The organism is Pontimonas salivibrio, assembly GCF_002950575.1.
Taxonomy (GTDB): Bacteria; Actinomycetota; Actinomycetes; order Actinomycetales; family Microbacteriaceae; genus Pontimonas; species Pontimonas salivibrio.
This window is the reverse complement of the sequence record NZ_CP026923.1, coordinates 746715-763733: the sequence shown is the minus strand read 5'-3', so window position 1 is coordinate 763733 and position 17019 is coordinate 746715. Positions and strand designations below refer to the sequence as shown.

Genomic DNA, 17019 nt, shown 5'->3' with positions numbered 1-17019 from the left:
ACTCTCCCTGAGTGCCCAGCCTAACCATCGCGCTCCGACCACAACTCGATGACACCCGTCACACCTCGGTGGAGGGTAAGGGTTCCGCGCTGATCACTTCGCAGGACATGGGCGCCCAGGGACTCCAGGAGGCTGGTGACCGCGGGGGCGGGGTGGCCGTAGCTGTTATCCGCTCCGACCCCAATCAATCCGATCGATGCGCCCAGTTCTTGGTAGAGGGCAGCTGATTGATTGGCTGACCCGTGATGGCTCACCTTCACCACGTCAAGGGGACTCTCGGGCAGTCGTGACCGGAGAATGGATTGAGCCCTTTCTCCCAGGTCGCCCAGTGCCAGCATCGACACCCCGGCTGTGTGGTGCGGCTCGAGCCACACCACAAGACTCGAATCGTTTCCTGGCTCGGAGAGTGTTTGGCTGCCCGGCCACAGAATGTTGAGGGTGTAGTCGCCCAAATCCAGACTCTCGCCTGCGCGAACGGGGCGAATAGTGGCGCCGGCGCGGGATAGATCCGCCAGCCGGGACACGTCCTCACTGTTGTCGGTGGGCCCGGTGAGTACCGTTCCGACCCTCCCGTGGAACACCGCGGATTGGCCCACATGGTCGCGATCAAAATGGGTGAGCAGCAGCCATTCCACCCGGTTAATCCCCAACACCATGAGGCACTGGCGAAGGAGCTGTTCGTCATCACCGGTATCAATAAAGAGCACGCCCTGTGACGTGCGCACGGCAAGGGCGTCGCCTTGACCGACGTCACATTGAGCAACCTGCCACTGTGCCGGTCTGGCCAACCGGGCAACAATTTGGGGTGCGCTCGAGGCCACCACTGTGGCGGTGATGACAATAATCGCGCCAACACCGGCAAACACCATCCTTCCGCGCCAGATTGCCCACCAGACCACGCTGGAGAGCACGGCAGCAGCCAGCACCCCCGCCAGTCCGGGAAACCAAGGCAGCTCCGTCACGGGTGCCCGGGCGGTGGCCCGTGCAATTGCTGCGATTGCCGTAGAGGGCCACCAGCCGATTGCAGCGGACTGTTGTGATAGCCACGGCCACCACGGCTCCGACACACTTCCCACAAGCCCCGAGACGGTTACTGCCGGAACAAACGGTGCGGCCAGCACATTGGCGGGGATTGCATAGAGCGGAAGTGTGGGCCTAAGAAGAACAATGATGGGCTGGACGGCAAGCTGTGCCACCAAAGGCAATGCCACCCACCAGGCCAACCACACCGGCATCACCCTGGTAAGAGCTCCCGCCATTGGCCGCAAACCCAACACAATGCCGGCTGTTGCCGCCACGGATAATACGAACGCAAATTCGACAGCCCGCCAAGGATCAGCCAATAACAACACCCACACTGTGAGGGAAAGCACAGCAATTCCTGCGCCCGGACGCCCCCAGGCGATAGCACCCAGGGCAATCGTGGCCATCACCGCAGCCCTGATGACGCTGGGTTCCGGTGTGACCAAAAGCACGAAACCCGCCAATGTGACAACACCGACGACAAGCCTCATCCGCACACCGCCGCCAAAAAGCGCAGTGATTGCCACCGCGATCCCCACCACCAATGCGCAATTCGCCCCGGAGACGGCAACCAGGTGGGCGAGCGACACCTTTCGCATATCGGCTTCAAGCGACTCTGACACCCCGGTCGTGTCGCCCAGGGCCAGTCCGGGTAAGAGCGCCCCGCCATCACCGCCCTGGGCGAGAGAGCGCTCCAAGAATGCTTCTCGCATTCGGTCAGCGCCTGCTTGCCACCACGAACTCTCCTGAAACACCGAGAACTCAGAGGCAAACACCCGCCATGCTTTCGCGTCTAGGGCGGAAGTGGACACCACACTGCCCGTCACCTGCAGCAGTGTTCCCGGCGGTATCCGCTCAGGTGACGGGTCAACAAAAAGTGTGGCCCGAACCCTTGGCGTCGACTGCCCGTCGGCGTGGAGAATCCGAATGGCCACAAACCGATCGCCCGGGGTGAGGGTGTTCTCGTTCACGACTAACAGCTCATGGTCTCCTGCACTATCGATTCCGCGGAGCTCCGGAGGGTTTCGAAGGGAATCGTGGGCAAGGGTCGCCCCCACTCCCACAAGAGCCACCAACCAAAACACCACGAAATGTCGATACCCCACACGGGTGCCGAACCGGGACCATCCGACTAAGAGCACCGTTAGCCCTCCCAATGACACAACGCCCCCGACAAGTGGTGAGGCGATCGTGAAAAGGATCTGCACCCACGTCAGTAGGGCGATTACTGGCAGCCGGTAGTCCCGGCGTTGCAGAACACTGGAGGCCACTAGGGCACGACCTGGTCCCGAAACCCCTCCAGGGTGGCGGGACCAATTCCTGAGACCGCCAATACGTCGTCGATGTGTTGGAATCCGCCATTTTCGTCTCGCCAGGCCACAATTCTTTGGGCCAACGCCGGCCCCACCCCGGGCAGGTCCACCAACACTTCAGCCGGGGATCTGGACAAAGAAATGGGTTCCCCAGTCGATGCGGAAGTGCCTTCTGCGGGGGCTTCCCCCACGCGTGGGATGACGATGTGTTCACCATCCATCAGGGGCCGCGCAAGATTGACCCGGTCGGCATCTGCTTGCGCTGTGACCCCTCCGGCAGCATCGACGGCGTCGAATACTCTCGAGCCCTCCTCAAGCTCTAACACCCCCGGGGCATTGACCGCGCCGCTGACGTGAACCAGCAGTGTCGACGGCGCTGATGGGGTCTGCTCTTGGACAGGTACTGGCGCGCTTTCTGGGATCGGAACATTTGATTGCTGGCCAAGCACCCCAATAGCCGCAATGGCACAAGCCACGATGATGACGCCGATTACTCCCGCCACGACCATTCGATAGCCAGAGGGTATTCTCGCCGGCTCCTGTTCAGGGGTGGGCGTCGACACTGAGGGAGATACTGAGGGCGATGCCAACCCAACCGGGGTTTGGTCATCAATGTCGGGAAATTCCCAACGGCCACCGGGGCCTTGGAAGAATTCGCGTGTGCCACTCCACGTTGCCATGGCCAGCAGTGTCACCGCAGCTGGCAACACCAACCAGGCCTTAGGTCAAAGCCGTGGTGTGGACTTTTGGGCCCGTCGGGTGTGGACGAACGACGCTAGTCGGCTAGTTGGATGCTCACAATTTTCGGCGGTCGAACAATGAGGTTCTTGATTTCTTGACCCTCAACCAGTGAACTAATCGTTTCGTCAGCCAGGGCACGCTTTCGCAGTTCGTCGGTGCCAATCGATGGCGACACGTCCAGTCGTGCGCGGACTTTGCCGTTGATTTGGACAATGGCTACTACCGACTCTTCCACCAGAAGGGTGTGATCCGGGCTGGGCCAGGTGGCGTGGGCAACACTGGGCGGGAATCCTAAGATTTCCCACATTTCTTCCGCGGTGTACGGCGCGAACATTGACAGTGCGATGGCGACCGTCTCGGCAGCTTCTCGCACGGCAGGGTCACTTCCCCCTGGCCCTTGATCAATGGTTTTGCGTGCCACATTGACCAATTCCATCAACCGGGCCACCGCAACGTTGAACTTGAACGATTCAATGAGCCCAGGCAAGTCGTTTAGCAAATGGTGGGTGGCGCGACGAAGAGTGCCATCCCCATTACCAAAGGCAATACCTGGTTCACTCTGGACGTCTCTGGCGAGACGCCATGCTCGCGCCAAGAACTTTTGGGACCCCACCGGGGAGACATCTCGCCAGTCGATGTCATCTTCTGGGGGGCCGGCAAAAGCCATCGAAAGGCGAACGGCATCGACACCGTAGTTGTCGAGCTCTTCCGAGAAGTACACGACGTTGCCTTTGGATTTGCTCATCTTTGCACCGTCCAAGATGACCATTCCCTGGTTCAACAAGGAGGTAAACGGTTCGGTGAAGGTGAGGTACCCAAGGTCGAAGAGAACTTTGGTGATGAATCGTGCGTAAAGCAGGTGCAAAATGGCGTGTTCCACACCACCCACGTATTGATCAACGGGAGCCCATTTGTCGACTTCCGCTGGGTCAAAGGCTTGAGTGTCATCGTGGGCGCTCAAGAACCGCAGGAAGTACCACGAGCTATCCACAAAGGTGTCCATCGTGTCAGCGTCACGGCGAACGGGCTTACCGTCGAGTTCCGTGTTGACCCAGTGGTCAATCGCGCCCAACGGGCTGGAGCCTTTCGGGCGCAAATCAAGACCTTCGCTGGGTGGCAGGGTCACCGGAAGCTGATCGTCGGGCAACGCAATCTCATTGCCCTCTTCGTCGTAGACGATGGGGATGGGGGTGCCCCAATAACGCTGTCTCGAAATGAGCCAGTCCCGAAGCCGATACGTCTTCGTCGCTCGACCCGTTCCGGCTTCTTCCAACAATTCGATCATTCGGTTAATGGCGTTGTCTTTGCTGAGGCCGTTGAGAGGGCCCGAGTTGATCATGCGACCGCTGCCCGCGAGCGCGACGCCGGTCGCGACGGGGTCAAGTTCGGGCACTTCCCCCGAGTCCAACATCTCTTGGGTGACTACCGGGATTGCCCCGGTCACAGGGGCAGTGACATCGACAACCACTCGCACCGGCAAGTCATGGGCAATGGCAAAATCGAGGTCGCGTTGATCGTGTGCGGGAACGGCCATGATGATGCCGGTGCCGTAGTCGGCTAACACGTAGTCGCCGGCCCACACCGAGATACGCTCACCATTGACGGGGTTGATTGCCCAACGCTCAAGAAAAACACCCGTCTTTTCTCGGGTGTGATCTTGTCGTTCAATCTCGGAGGACTGTTGAACCTTTTCTAAGTAGGTGCCAAAACGCTCTTGCACCTCGGGCGAGGCTCCTGCCACCAGTTCGGAAGCCAAATCAGATTCGGGGGCGACCACCATAAACGTTGCACCAAACAACGTGTCCGGGCGCGTGGTGAACACGGTGATGGCCTCTGGGTGTCCTTCAATCACGAAGTCCACTTCGGCACCGAAGCTTCTGCCGATCCAGTTGCGCTGCATGGTGAGCACTTTTTGGGGCCAACGACCCTCCAGCTGGTTCAAATCGTCCAACAGCCGATCGGCATAGTCGGTGATTTTGAAGTACCACTGTGTGAGTTTTTTCTTGACCACGACAGCACCGCTGCGGTCTGAGGTGCCATCGGCAAGGACTTGCTCGTTGGCGAGCACGGTCTGGTCGACCGGGTCCCAGTTGACCCACGAATCTTTGCGGTAGGCCAAACCTTTTTCGTACATGCGCAAAAACAACCACTGGTTCCAGCGGTAATACTCCTCATCGGAGGTGTGGAACACTCGCGACCAGTCAAACGATGTCGCGTAGCGTTTCATCGACTGCCGCTGTTGGGCGATGTTCTGGTAGGTCCACTCTCTGGGGTCCACCCCGCGTTTGATTGCCGCATTTTCCGCAGGCAGACCGAAAGAGTCCCAACCAATCGGGTGCAGGACTTGAAAGCCTCGTAGCCGCCAATACCGGGCGACGATGTCGCCTAGGGCATACACCTCGGCGTGACCCATGTGCAGATCCCCTGAAGGGTAGGGAAACATGTCGAGGATGTACTTGCGTGGCCTCTGGTCGTTGGGGTCATCGACGGTGAAGGGTTGCAGTTGCTCCCAAATTGCCGACCATTTGTGTTCGAGTTGACGAAAATCGAAACTTTCGGCCGGTTCGGGGGATGTGGGCTCAGTCATTGCTTTAAGAATACGCAATGGTGGGCACACCGAGCGCCTCTAGGAGCCTTTTTGCCTTATGTCCCACTTCGGCGACTTCTTCATCTACTTGTGACGACCAGGTAATCCCGCCGCCCGCGCCAATCCGCGCCACACCGTCTGCGAGTACCACGGTGCGAATTGTCATGGCCAGTTCCATGGTGGAATCACCTCGAAGCCACCCCCAGGTTCCCGAATACACTCCCCGCGGCCCGCTTTCCCACTCGCTCAACAGACTGACGGCCCGCGACTTGGGTGCTCCCGTCATTGACCCCGCCGGAAAACAGGCCCTGATGGCGTCAATTCCGTCGTGCCCTGCGGCCAGTGTGCCTGTCACTGTCGATACCAACTGGTGCACGGTGGCGAAAGTTTCCACTTCAAATAATTCCGTGACGCGGACACTGTCGACCGCGCAGACCCGTAAGAAATCATTTCTCATCAGGTCAACAATCATCAGGTTTTCTGCCTGTTCTTTTTCGCTTTCTACAAGGTCGGTAATGAAACGCCGGTCTTCTTCCTCGTTTCGCCCTCGAGGTCTGGTGCCCTTAATCGGTCGGGTGGTCAACTCACCGTCGCGATCGAGGCGCAAGAACGTTTCGGGCGACGCTGACACCATCGAAAAAGCTCCGAGGCGCAACAGCGCCTGATGGGGTGCCGGTGAAATCTGTCGAAGGATGTGGTGCAACTCCCAATCGGCAAGGGGACAGTTCACCTCAACCTGCGTAGTGACACATAGCTGGTAGGCCTCTCCGTCGCGAATTGCGTCGAGGGCTTTGCCAATCATCTCCCGGTACTCACTGGGGGTGTCCCTCCAACGATCACGCGCAGAAACCTGTGTCACTGACGTGTCACTTTGATTGGAGAAAGCGCCATCCACCGCTTCAGACACCGACGCCACAGAGGGGAGAGTCGACACAGCGGACAGCGCCGCCTCTACGTGCTGAAAATAGTGTTCACACTCTGCCGGATCTTCGCCTAGCATCCACGCCGTGACGAGCCCGCTCGCCCAGTTCACACTGATGCTCTGGCGCACAATCACGGCCCTCAGGGGTTCACTCCAAGACTCCAGGGGCTGCCAATTGTCAGGAAGTTGGATGGTGACAGCAGCGTGGTCATAGGGAACCACCACAATAAGTCCCAGCGGAACGCTGACATCTGTGGGGTCATCTGTGGGGTTCTCTGTGGGCTCTAATGCGACGCTCCCCCACAGCTCGCGCAACTGCTCCAAGGCATCTTCTCCGGAGAGTTCCTGGAGTTCACCCCGGGCCAGCACACTGTGTGCGGAGTGCGCGTCACCGGCGACATCAACCCACACCGCACAGTCGTCGTCGGCACACAACTCGTGGAAGATTTGCTCCGGTGTTGCACGCGCGGATAATTCTCGCCGAAATGCCCGAATGGCCATAGCCTTTAGCCTATGTCTCGGCACCACACGTTCCTTTGGTCAGGCGCCGAGCTTGTTCCCACAGAGTCAGTTGTCGCCGAATCGGTTGTGGTGGCGGACTCGTGGCGTGTAGAAAATGGCAGGGTCGTCGCACTACCCAACCACCTTGAACGGTTCTTCACAGGCGTTGAACCCCACAGGCGTCTGCACGAATCATCGCGCCAATTTGCCCAGGCTGTGCTCCAACACTTACCTCAGACGGGTTCGTGGTTTCCTCGAATTGACCTCATTGACACCGGCTCCCAGTGGGTTTTTCGCTACCAGTTGCGCCCACGGCCCACAGTGACCGATCGTGCAGTGTTGGCTACAGCGCGGCTAGATCCCAGAAAACACCCCACGACAAAAGGGCCCGACCTTGAGGCGCTACTCGCCGTGCGCGAGGAGGCGTCAGAGAGTGGCGCCGATGAGGCGATTATTGTGCGAAATGGTTACGTCTGCGAAGGCGCGTACAGCACAGTCATGGCCTGGTCGCCAGACAAAAGAACCCTCTATTCGATGGGCCCCGAGGAACCACGAATACCGAGCGTCACCGAATCACTCGTGGCCGACATTGCACAATCTCACGGTGTCACTGTCCTCGCACAGCGTTTTCGACCCGACGACCTGGAAGGTTTAGAAGTGTGGATCGTCTCAGCCCTCCACGGAATCCGACACGCGGTCTCGTGGCATAGCGGACCGAACCTGTTGGCACCCTCCGGTCTGCGAGACGACTACCAGAATGAATGGCTCAATCGAGCTCTGCCGTGGAATCGCGAAGCAGGTATCGCCGGCTGATCAGCTCATCTCGGACAGGTACGTGCGAGATGATAAGGGCGATGCGCTGGGGCCCGTGGCCCACACTGGTTAGAAGGTCATCCATCAGTGCATCAGCCATCGCCCGGTCAACGTTGGCGGTGGGCTCATCAAGGACAATAATCGGGGCTTTGGCCAAAAACGCTCTGGCCAACGCGATCCGTTGGGCTTGACCACCCGACACCAGGGCACCCGATTCGCCGACCAGACTGTCAAGTCCTCCTCTGTGTTTCACCCATTCGAGCAAGCCCACACGCTCCAGAACGTCCCAAAGCTCCTCGTCGTCAGCGTCCGGTGCGGCAAAGGACAGGTTGTGTCGAATTGACGTATCAAACAGGTGCGGCCGCTGTTCAATGAGCACGATATGGCGTCGACGCTCGGCCAAAGACATCGACGAAAGTTCGACACCGTCAATCTGGCAGTGCCCGGTGTAGTCGATAAATCCGACCATTGCACTGGCGAGGGTGGATTTACCGACCCCGCTTGGGCCTTCGATGAGTACCCGCTCCCCCGCTCTGGCCTGCAGGGTGACGGGAGCAAAAGGTGAGCTCATTTGCGTGGGCCAATGAGCGGCAAAATTGTCCCATCGGAGGCTCTCGACCGCCAGATTCGGCCCATCCTCGGCATCATCTTCGCTCTCCACGGGGATGCCCGCAGGATGATCTTCGGGGGCCAGCTGGGCAATGCGCTCGGCCGAGCTAGATACACGCCGCCACGCAGACACCGCCTGTGGGATTGCCTGAAACACTTCGAAGAGCGCCAGCGGGGTCAAGACCAGAAGAGCAAACAGCGGTCCGGAAAGTCCCCCCTCTGCCACCCGTGGTGACACAATGAGGACGACACCGACCACGGCCAAGCCGGCGAACACAATAAAGGCTCCGCCGATGAGACTCTGCCCCCAGGCAGCTCTCCGCTCAACCCTTCGAAGGGAGTCATCGAGTTCACGGGCCCGGCGGTAGTAGTGCTCATCCGCATCAAAGGCGACGAGCACGGCGCGACGCTGAATCGTATCCATCAGCCAGTCGGCCAACTCGGCACGAGCTGGTGCGACATCGCGGTCTGCCCTGGCCGACACCAGTCGTTGCCACCAGATGGACAACACGCCGGCCAAGATCAACATCGCAGCCAACAGCGCGCTGGCTCGGTAATCCACGACAGCGAGGGCGCCCACGCTGAGTACCACCACGGTGACCGCTGACGCGACAGGTTGGATGACCCGCAAAGGGTAATCCTGGAGTGTGTCGACATCGGCCCCCAAGGTGGTGAGGACATCACCGCGCCCCCGACGCCACAGACCGGCCGGTGCGAGAGGGACCAACCGGCGATACAACCACACCCGCAATTCTTCCAGTGCGACGAACGCGTGGTGGTGGGCGTGGAGTCGCTCCAGGTAGCGAAAGACCGCGCGCGAGAGCGCGAAAGCCCGCACGGCGACGATGGCTAGCGTGAGATACAAAATGGGTGGTTGCTCAGCGGCCCGGGTGATCAACCAGGCCGATGTCGCTAAGAGCGCGACCTGTGCTCCTTGGGCGAGGCTCCCCAGGGCGACGGCTTGAACCATGGCCACACGTCGTGGGAGAGCCCTTGATGCGACAGTCCGAGGCATCAGCGATTCACCTCAGTCAACCCTGTCGGCACAATCGATACTGTGTGGTCTGCGCGCTGGCCGGCACGAAGGCGATGGCTGACGACCAGGCACAACACTCCCGCCTTAGCCAATCCGGCGATAGCGTCCCACACGACCTCTTCAGTGTCGGAATCCACAGCGCTGGTGACCTCGTCGAGTAACACCAACGAAGCCGAACGCTCAGCCTGCCGATACAGGGCTCGCGCCAGCGCGACGCGCTGTGCTTGACCTCCTGAAAGGCCCGAGCCATTCACACCCAAGCTCATCTCAGGGTCGATTCGCTCGAGTCCGACCCGTTCAAGAACGTCACTGAGTAATGTCCGATTGGGCGCAGGTGAACCGAGGGTGATATTGCTGGCGACACTCCCGGCAAGCAAAGACGGTTGCTGGGGCGCCCAGGCAATGTCCTCGCGCAATGTGGGGAGTTCAACCACAGTGCCATTACGCATCACCTGTCCGTGTGCGGGTGCGAAGCCGAGCAGTGCCTGAACGATGCTGGTTTTGCCTGCGCCACTTGGCCCCTCAAGGAGGGTCACCTGACCTGCCCGCATGGTGACGGTGAGAGGTTCATGGACGGCCCGTCCCCCGCGGGTGGCCTGAAAATCAACCAACTCCAAGGTCTTGATGGGCTGGTGTATGCCACCAGGGGGCGGTGCAGCAGTTCGCGAGTCCAAGGCGGGTGCGGTCCTAGCCGGAGGGGTCGCCAATTGCTGAGGCGGGAGTGATTCCGGGGTCGCTTCGAAAATCTCAAAAAGGTCTTCGGCGGCCGCAACGCCTTCAGCGGCGTTATGAAACTGTGCTCCCACTGCCCGCAGGGGCAAATACACTTCCGGCACGAGGATGAGAACGAACAGACCCAGCCAGAGCGGGATTCCGCCATCGACCAATCGGATTCCTACCGAGACGGCAACGATGGCGACCGAGAAACTGGCCGCCAATTCGAGCACAAAGGACGACAGGAAACTAACCCTCAAGACCGCCATTGTTCGCTGTCGAAAGCGGCTCGTCATGTCGCGAATTTTGGCCACTTGGCGCCATTGGCGACCAAAAATTTTCAGGGTCGACAGGCCCTCCAGGAGGTCCATAAAGCCGCGGGAGAGTAGCTGCATACCTTCCCATTGCCGCTTTTGGACTGCTTGAGTGGCCCACCCAATGAGCACCATGAAAATGGGAATCACCGGCAGGGCAAGGGTGATCGCGATTCCGGTCGGCAAATCGGTTGTCCAGAGGATGATCAGGAGCAGGGGTGTCTGGATGGCGGTGAGGATCAGTTGCGGCAGGTAGCGCCCGAAATACATATCAAGTACATCAATGCCTCGTGCCAACAGGTTGGTGATGTCACTACTGGCTCGGCGCTCCATGTAGGAGGGGCCAAGTTCGCGCAATGCCATCAGCGCTCGGGCCCGAAGTTGTGATTTCACGCGCGATCCACCCCGGTCAGAAATGGCGTCTAATGCCACCAGGGTGGCTGCGCGGACCAATACGGCGATCAAGAAAAAGATGACCAATATGCGAATGTCCGACCAGGGCGCGCCATCGATCACGCCGGCAATGACGAGCGCAATGCTCAGGGAAAAAGCCGCAATGGAGAGTGTGTGGATGAGGGCGACCACAGCGAGGGCGACCACCAGTGGGGTGGCCGCCCTCGCGTAGTGAAGTAGACGTTTATCGAATGGCTTCAGTGACTCGCTCCCACAGGAATGGAATCCCGGGTGACACGTTTTCTAAACACCCAATAGGTCCAACCTTGATAGGCCATTACCAAGGGCAATGAGAACAGCGCAATCCAGGTCATTACGGTGAGAGTGTATTCCGTGCTTGACGCGTTTTCGATTGTGAGCGAGTAGGCCGGGTCGATGCTCGAGGGCATCACATTGGGATACAACGCGGCGAGAATCGCTCCGACCGCGAAAACAATCGTGAGTGCCATTGTGGTGAAGGCCCAGCCTTCGCGTCCCACCATGTTCAACACCCACGCCGCAATGAGGAACACCGCCGCGGCTGCCGAAAGACCCAGCAATACCGGGAGGTGATCGATGTCGCGGTGTTGCCACGCGGTCCACAGTAGAAAGCTGGCGGCAACGGCGACAGTAATCCCCGTGGATCGGGTGACCAAGGCTTTTGCTCGCGCCTTCAGCTCCCCGTCTGTTTTGAGTGTGACGAAGATGACCCCGTGCGTGAAAAACAGCATCAAGGTGGTCAGCCCGCCCAGCAGTCCGTAGGGATTGAGCAAGGTGAAGAAGGTTCCGGCGTAGTTGCCGGTCTCATCGATGGGTACTCCCTGGATGATGTTGGCAAAAGCGACACCCCAGAGCAGTGCGGGCAGGGCGGAGCCCACAACGATCATCCAGTCGAACCAGTTCGTCCACTGTTCGCCTTTACCTTGATGGCGATATTCGAAGGAGACTCCCCTGACAATCAGCGCCAACAAGATGACCAGTAGTGCGAGATAGAAACCGCTGAAGAGGGTTCCGTACCAAATGGGGAATGCGGCGAACAAGGCCGCCCCGGCAACGATTAGCCAGGTTTCGTTTAAGTCCCAGACCGGCCCAATGGTGTTGATGAGTACTCGGCGGTCGGTGTTGTCTTTGCCAATAAATGGCAGCGACATTCCGACCCCGAAGTCGAACCCGTCGAGGACAAAGTAGCCCACGAAGAGGAATCCGACGATGAGAAACCAGACATATGCGAGATCCATGATGTGCCTTCTTTATTCCTAATAAACCGTTGCCAGTTTTGCGGAGTCGATATCTTTGGGGTCCACTGTGTGGTCCCAACTGTGTGGACCCTCTTGCGCCGCTTTCACAATCAGTTTGAATTCGACGACGGCGAGGATGCCGTAGACCAGAGTGAACGCCACCAAAGAGATCAGTACCTCGAGGCCTGTGACCGTGGGTGACACTCCGTCTTCGGTGAGCATCAAACCGAACACAATCCACGGTTGGCGAGCCATTTCGGTGAACAACCACCCCACGAGACTCGCGAGCAGTGGCAGTGGAGCAGCCCAGATCGCGACTTTCCATGCCCACGGCTTGGGTTCGCGACCCTTACGGGTCATCCACAGTCCCACCGCCGAAATCAACGCAGCAAGGGCGCCAAGGCCAATCATCCAGCGGAAGCTCCAGTAGGCCAGCCAGATAATGGGCAGGTAGTCGCCTGGACCGTACGCCAACTCGTACTGTGCCTGCAGGTCATTAATTCCTTCCACGGTGCCCATGGGGTCGTGGGTGGAAAGTATGGACAGCAGGTAGGGAATACGTATCGAGAAAGTTTCTTCCGTGCCGTCCGGCGTTCCCAGCGAGAAGATCGAAAAGCTCGCAGCCGATGTGGTTTCGTAGAGGGCTTCCGCGGCAGCCATTTTCATTGGCTGTGTTTGAACCATGATCAGGCTCAATGCGTCACCACTGGCTGCGACTCCCGCGAAGGCGACAATGTTGGTCCAGCCACCAAATTTCAACGCGGTGCGCATTTCTTCGTAGTGCTGGCCTCTGGAGAGGTGCCATGCGGCTACCGCCACAACAACTACTGCCGCAAACATCACCGAGGCGAACAGTGTGTGCGGGAACGAGGCTAAGACCACGGGGTTGGTTAACACCGCGCCAATGTCGGCAAGTTCCGCTCGCCCCGCTTCCTCATTAATGCGGAATCCCACCGGGTTTTGCATGAACGCGTTCGCGGCCAGGATGAAATACGCCGAGAGGATGGTCGAGAACCAGGTCATCCAGATACTCAGCAGGTGCAGTCGCGGCGAGAGTTTGTCCCAACCAAAAATCCATAGGCCAATAAACGTTGCCTCGAGGAAGAATGCCAGGAGCCCTTCCATAGCGAGTGGGGCCCCGAAGACGTCACCGACAAACTTGGAATAGTCCGACCAGTTCATTCCGAATTGGAATTCCTGAACGATTCCGGTGACTACACCCATCGCAAAGTTGATCAGGAAGATCCGTCCGAATAGGCGTGTGAGGTGCAGCCATTTGAGTTTGCCGGTGACAAACCACGCAGACTGCATGATTGCCACCAGTAGCGCCATCCCAATAGTGAGGGGCACAAACAGGAAGTGGTACAGGGTGGTTAAACCAAACTGCCACCGGGCCAACACGAGGGGATCAAGCCACTCCATCAACATTCGAATCTCTTTCTCGAAATCAACTGTTGCCCTTAGTTTACCTTTCTGCGAAAAAGCTGATAATTACCTGCCATACAGATTTGAATCGCAAAAAGGCCAAGGTTTTGTTCATTACTGACAACAGTAGAATCGTGGCCAATGAATGAAGCCATCGATAGCTTCCTGAGCTTTATCCAGGACATGGATCCGGTGCTTCGGACAGTTCTTGCTGGCGTGGCAATCATGTTGGAAACCAGTGTCCTCGTCGGCCTCATTGTGCCCGGGGACACCGTTGTTCTGGTGGCCTCGACTGGAGTCGAAGGCGTTTTGGAATACCTGTCACTCGCCGTGGTGATCATCGTGGGTGCTCTGGTGGGCGAGTCGATTGGTTTCGCCATTGGGCGCTACTTCGGGCCCAAACTGCGTGAGGGAAAGCTGGGGCACAGGCTGGGACCCGAACGCCTCGCGAAAGCGGATCGCTTTGTCGACCGTCGAGGCGGGATTGCGGTTTTTATTTCCCGCTTCCTTCCCGTGTTTCACTCCGTCGTACCCATGGTTGCCGGGATGTCGACAATGCGTTACCGGCGTTTCATGGCGTGGACAGCGCCAGCCTGCACCCTGTGGGCCTTTATTTATGTGTCGGTCGGAGCGGGGGCTGCGGGAACCTACCGGGAATTAAAAGACCAGTTCGATTGGGCAGGCTGGGTCTTCATTGGAATTTTTGTGGTGTTCTCGGCTCTTCTCTGGGTCGTGAAACATTTCCTGATGCGCTTCACTGACCGGTCCACCAGGGAAGATACTGCGGAGACGCCCGAGAGTTCCGTAGAGTCCCAGAACTAAGTCACAGACGGCCTTTTCGCAGGCGAACGCTACGTCATCACCAAAGCCAGGGCCGGGATTTTTCCGACGAGAACACTTCCGATGGCTGCGGAAATGACTGTGGGGACCTGGTTTCCCAGGTCCCCACAGTCTCTATAGCGCTTAGAAGCCGTTGGCAGCTAACCACTCCGAAGCGATGTCTGCTGAGGACATCTCCTCTGCGGTTGCCTGAAGGTTCATGGCCACTAAATCACCAGCGGTCATTGCTTCACTGATCGGGTTGATCACTGGCGCAATGCCCTCAGCCACATCCCTCGCCGCGATGGGAACCACGTTTGACGAAAGGAATAACCCCTCTGGGTCGGCCAAGGTCACCAGGTTGTCGCGTGCGATGGCCGGGTTTCCGGTGTAAATATTTGCGACCTGAACTTCGCCCGAGAGCAACGCCTCCAGTGTCACTTCACCGGTGGCACTGAACTCGACCTCAACGCCGTAGGTTTCCAGCAGGCCGCTGGGACCGTAGGGGCGCTCTTCAAGCTCAGGAGCACCACCGAGAACGAGTGGGCTAATTCCCGCAAGGTCACCGATTTCCACAAGACCGTTCGCTTCAGCAAATTCGGCGGTGACGTTGTAGGAATCTTGGTCGGTTGCCGGAGACATCGACAGCGCCACCAGGCCTGGGGGTAGGGCTCCCTGCAACGCGGTGTACACCTCGTCGGCTTGGGTTGCCGTTGCGTCAGCCGAGTAGTACTGCAACAGGTTGCCGGTGTACTCGGGGAACAGCTGCACTTCGCCTGCTTCAAGCGCGGGGAGGTACGCCTCGCGCTGGCCGATTTGATAGTTGCGCTCCACGGTATATCCGGCAGCTTCCAACGCTTGGGAGTACACCTCGGCCACAATTTCGTTGGAGTAGTAGGCCTGTGAGCCCACCACGATGGTGCCCAGTTCCATTTGGTCCATCGTGTCGTCGGCCATGCTTTCGTCCTGGGACTCAGTTTCGGCACCAGTGTCTACTGGTTCCTCTTCCGGGGCACCAGCGGCACAGCCCACCAGGAGACCGGCGGTTGCCACCAGGCCACCCATCAGGAGTGTTTTACGTCGTAGTGTCATTGTGTTCTGTATCTCTCTTCCTGTTTTTCACTGTGTCACAAGGGTGGCAGGCCGAAGCCTGCCTGACCGGTCACCGCGTTTTCTGGCGTGCCCGGACATCAACACCTCGACCTGTAGTCACCCCTTGCGGGGTGGCGAGTCGGGTGAGGAGTGCAAGGAGCCCGTCGATGACGAGCGCGAGGACGATGATGAGCAACGCTGCTCCCACCATTTGATCGAGGCGTCGAAGGGGAATGCCTTGGATAATTTCGTAGCCAAGTCCGCCAAGACCCACATACGCAATGAGCGTGACGGTGGCCACCACCTGAAGTGTTGCTCCACGTAGTCCGCCGATGAGAAGCGGGAGCGACAGGGGTATTTCGACTCTTGTGAGAATCTGCCAGTCGGTCATCCCTTGGGCTTTCGCCGCATCGATGGTGGACCGATTAATTTGGTCAACACCCGCATACGCACCGGCGAGGAGAGGTGGGATGGCCAGCAGGACCAGTGAGACGGTCGCGGCGGTGGCTCGCTCGGACACCCCAAAGACCAACACCAGGTAGAGCATCAGACCGAAAGTGGGTAGCGCCCGGGCAGCCCCCGCAGTCCCTACAGCGAGTACCCGTCCACGACCGGTGTGACCGATGTAGTAACCCAGCGGAACGGCAATCGCCGCGGCAATCGCCACCGCAACCGCGGTGTAGGAGAGGTGTTCGAGGGTGCGATTGGGTATCGAGCCCGAACCGACCCAGTTTTCTGGGTCACCCAGCCACAGAATGGCTTGTTGGAAGATATCCATTAGCTCACCGCCTGGCCGGCTCGGGCCATGGCGAGCCGTGCCCAGGGCATGCCTAAGCGCCCGGCCAGGACGAGTGCGGCATCAAACAGGGCAGCCACGAACACAGTCATCACAATTCCGGTGAGAATTTCCGCTTCAATTCGCCTCTGAAAACCATCAGTAAAGAAATAGCCGAGGCTTTGAACGCCCACCAGCACTCCCACCGTGACCAAAGACACAGTACTGACCGCCACAACGCGCAACCCGGCGACAAGCACGGGCCCGGCGAGGGGAAGTTCAACCTGGAAAAAACGCTGCCAGGGCCCATACCCGACAGCGGTCGCAGCACGGAGGGCTGCCGGGTCGATACTCGAAAACGCGTCGGCTGCGTTTCTCGACATAATCGCCACCGCGTAGACAACCAACGCAATGAGCACGTTCAACGGTGAGAGAAAGGGCAACCCGAAAAGGGGTGGGATCAGCACAAACAGCGCAAGAGAAGGGATTGTGTACAAAATTCCGACCACGGAGAGAATCAGCCCACGCAGGCGAGTAAATCGATGGGCCAGCCAGCCGATGGGCAGCGACAAAAGGCCCCCTAGGACGATGGGGATTGCGGAGAGCCAAATGTGCTCGACTGTGAGACGCACAATCGCGTCAGTGTTATCCCACACCCAGTTCAC

General features: G+C 58.9%; 13 protein-coding genes. 2 read left to right on the top strand and 11 right to left on the bottom strand.

Annotated elements, in window-relative coordinates:
* Positions 1 to 20: 20 nt before the first annotated feature.
* The 4 genes from C3B54_RS03935 to C3B54_RS03920 all read right to left on the bottom strand — a co-directional run bounded on the left by C3B54_RS03935 (position 21) and on the right by C3B54_RS03920 (position 7087).
* On the bottom strand, positions 21 to 2294 hold the full coding sequence (locus tag C3B54_RS03935) for a ComEC/Rec2 family competence protein (protein ID WP_104913339.1): 2274 nt from the start codon (positions 2292 to 2294) through the stop codon (positions 21 to 23).
* Entirely contained in the window at positions 2294 to 3016 is a 723-nt protein-coding gene (locus tag C3B54_RS03930; protein ID WP_158665522.1) for an SLBB domain-containing protein, read from the bottom strand. Before C3B54_RS03930 ends, C3B54_RS03935 begins: the two co-directional genes overlap by 1 nt.
* A 95-nt stretch (positions 3017 to 3111) precedes the next feature.
* Positions 3112 to 5664, bottom strand: coding sequence for a leucine--tRNA ligase (leuS, locus tag C3B54_RS03925; protein ID WP_104913337.1), 2553 nt, complete (start codon positions 5662 to 5664; stop codon positions 3112 to 3114).
* 4 nt (positions 5665 to 5668) lie between these two features.
* Positions 5669 to 7087 carry an anthranilate synthase component I family protein gene (locus tag C3B54_RS03920; RefSeq protein ID WP_104913336.1) on the bottom strand — a complete coding sequence of 473 codons (1419 nt, stop codon included), beginning with the start codon at positions 7085 to 7087 and terminating at the stop codon, positions 5669 to 5671.
* 12 nt (positions 7088 to 7099) lie between these two features.
* On the opposite strand from C3B54_RS03920, the gene C3B54_RS03915 reads away from it, so the two are divergent.
* Positions 7100 to 7900, top strand: a complete 801-nt coding sequence (locus tag C3B54_RS03915; RefSeq protein WP_104913335.1) for an aminotransferase class IV — start codon at positions 7100 to 7102, stop codon at positions 7898 to 7900.
* On the opposite strand, the gene cydC is transcribed toward C3B54_RS03915, so the two are convergent.
* The 4 genes from cydC to C3B54_RS03895 are packed head-to-tail and all read right to left on the bottom strand — an operon-like array spanning position 7854 to position 13665.
* Positions 7854 to 9524, bottom strand: coding sequence for a thiol reductant ABC exporter subunit CydC (cydC, locus tag C3B54_RS03910; RefSeq protein WP_104913334.1), 1671 nt, complete (start codon positions 9522 to 9524; stop codon positions 7854 to 7856). The genes C3B54_RS03915 and cydC overlap by 47 nt on opposite strands.
* A complete protein-coding gene (gene cydD, locus C3B54_RS03905; protein ID WP_158665520.1) occupies positions 9524 to 11173 on the bottom strand; it encodes a thiol reductant ABC exporter subunit CydD in 1650 nt (549 codons plus the stop codon). The genes cydC and cydD overlap by 1 nt, the downstream gene beginning before the upstream one ends.
* A gap of 50 nt (positions 11174 to 11223) precedes the next feature.
* The gene (gene cydB, locus C3B54_RS03900; protein WP_104913332.1) at positions 11224 to 12243 is read right to left on the bottom strand and encodes a cytochrome d ubiquinol oxidase subunit II; all 1020 of its coding nucleotides are present in this window, start codon (positions 12241 to 12243) and stop codon (positions 11224 to 11226) included.
* Positions 12244 to 12261: 18 nt separating this feature from the next.
* The gene (locus tag C3B54_RS03895) at positions 12262 to 13665 is read right to left on the bottom strand and encodes a cytochrome ubiquinol oxidase subunit I (RefSeq protein WP_425440311.1); all 1404 of its coding nucleotides are present in this window, start codon (positions 13663 to 13665) and stop codon (positions 12262 to 12264) included.
* Between the two features lie 144 nt (positions 13666 to 13809).
* Between C3B54_RS03895 and C3B54_RS03890 the strand changes: the two genes are divergently transcribed.
* Entirely contained in the window at positions 13810 to 14490 is a 681-nt protein-coding gene (locus tag C3B54_RS03890; RefSeq protein ID WP_104913331.1) for a DedA family protein, read from the top strand.
* A 141-nt stretch (positions 14491 to 14631) separates the two neighbouring features.
* Here the strand turns inward: C3B54_RS03890 and C3B54_RS03885 are convergent, their stop codons facing one another.
* The 3 genes from C3B54_RS03885 to C3B54_RS03875 all read right to left on the bottom strand — a co-directional run bounded on the left by C3B54_RS03885 (position 14632) and on the right by C3B54_RS03875 (position 17019).
* Positions 14632 to 15579, bottom strand: coding sequence for an ABC transporter substrate-binding protein (locus C3B54_RS03885; protein WP_104913330.1), 948 nt, complete (start codon positions 15577 to 15579; stop codon positions 14632 to 14634).
* A gap of 70 nt (positions 15580 to 15649) precedes the next feature.
* Entirely contained in the window at positions 15650 to 16357 is a 708-nt protein-coding gene (locus C3B54_RS03880; RefSeq protein ID WP_104913329.1) for an ABC transporter permease, read from the bottom strand.
* Positions 16357 to 17019: an ABC transporter permease gene (locus C3B54_RS03875; protein ID WP_104913328.1), complete on the bottom strand. Its 663-nt coding sequence runs from the start codon at positions 17017 to 17019 to the stop codon at positions 16357 to 16359. The genes C3B54_RS03880 and C3B54_RS03875 overlap by 1 nt, the downstream gene beginning before the upstream one ends.

Bases quoted from the DNA above. Each gene is read 5' to 3' on its own strand.
- C3B54_RS03880 (WP_104913329.1), bottom strand. From the start codon at position 16,357: ATGGATATCTTCCAACAAGCCATTCTGTGGCTGGGTGACCCAGAAAAC.
- C3B54_RS03895 (WP_425440311.1), bottom strand. From the start codon at position 13,665: ATGGAGTGGCTTGATCCCCTCGTGTTGGCCCGGTGGCAGTTTGGTTTA.
- C3B54_RS03930 (WP_158665522.1), bottom strand. From the start codon at position 3,016: ATGGCAACGTGGAGTGGCACACGCGAATTCTTCCAAGGCCCCGGTGGC.
- C3B54_RS03915 (WP_104913335.1), top strand. From the start codon at position 7,100: ATGTCTCGGCACCACACGTTCCTTTGGTCAGGCGCCGAGCTTGTTCCC.
- cydC (WP_104913334.1), bottom strand. From the start codon at position 9,524: ATGCCTCGGACTGTCGCATCAAGGGCTCTCCCACGACGTGTGGCCATG.
- cydB (WP_104913332.1), bottom strand. From the start codon at position 12,243: ATGGATCTCGCATATGTCTGGTTTCTCATCGTCGGATTCCTCTTCGTG.
- C3B54_RS03885 (WP_104913330.1), bottom strand. From the start codon at position 15,579: ATGACACTACGACGTAAAACACTCCTGATGGGTGGCCTGGTGGCAACC.
- C3B54_RS03920 (WP_104913336.1), bottom strand. From the start codon at position 7,087: ATGGCCATTCGGGCATTTCGGCGAGAATTATCCGCGCGTGCAACACCG.
- C3B54_RS03890 (WP_104913331.1), top strand. From the start codon at position 13,810: ATGAATGAAGCCATCGATAGCTTCCTGAGCTTTATCCAGGACATGGAT.
- leuS (WP_104913337.1), bottom strand. From the start codon at position 5,664: ATGACTGAGCCCACATCCCCCGAACCGGCCGAAAGTTTCGATTTTCGT.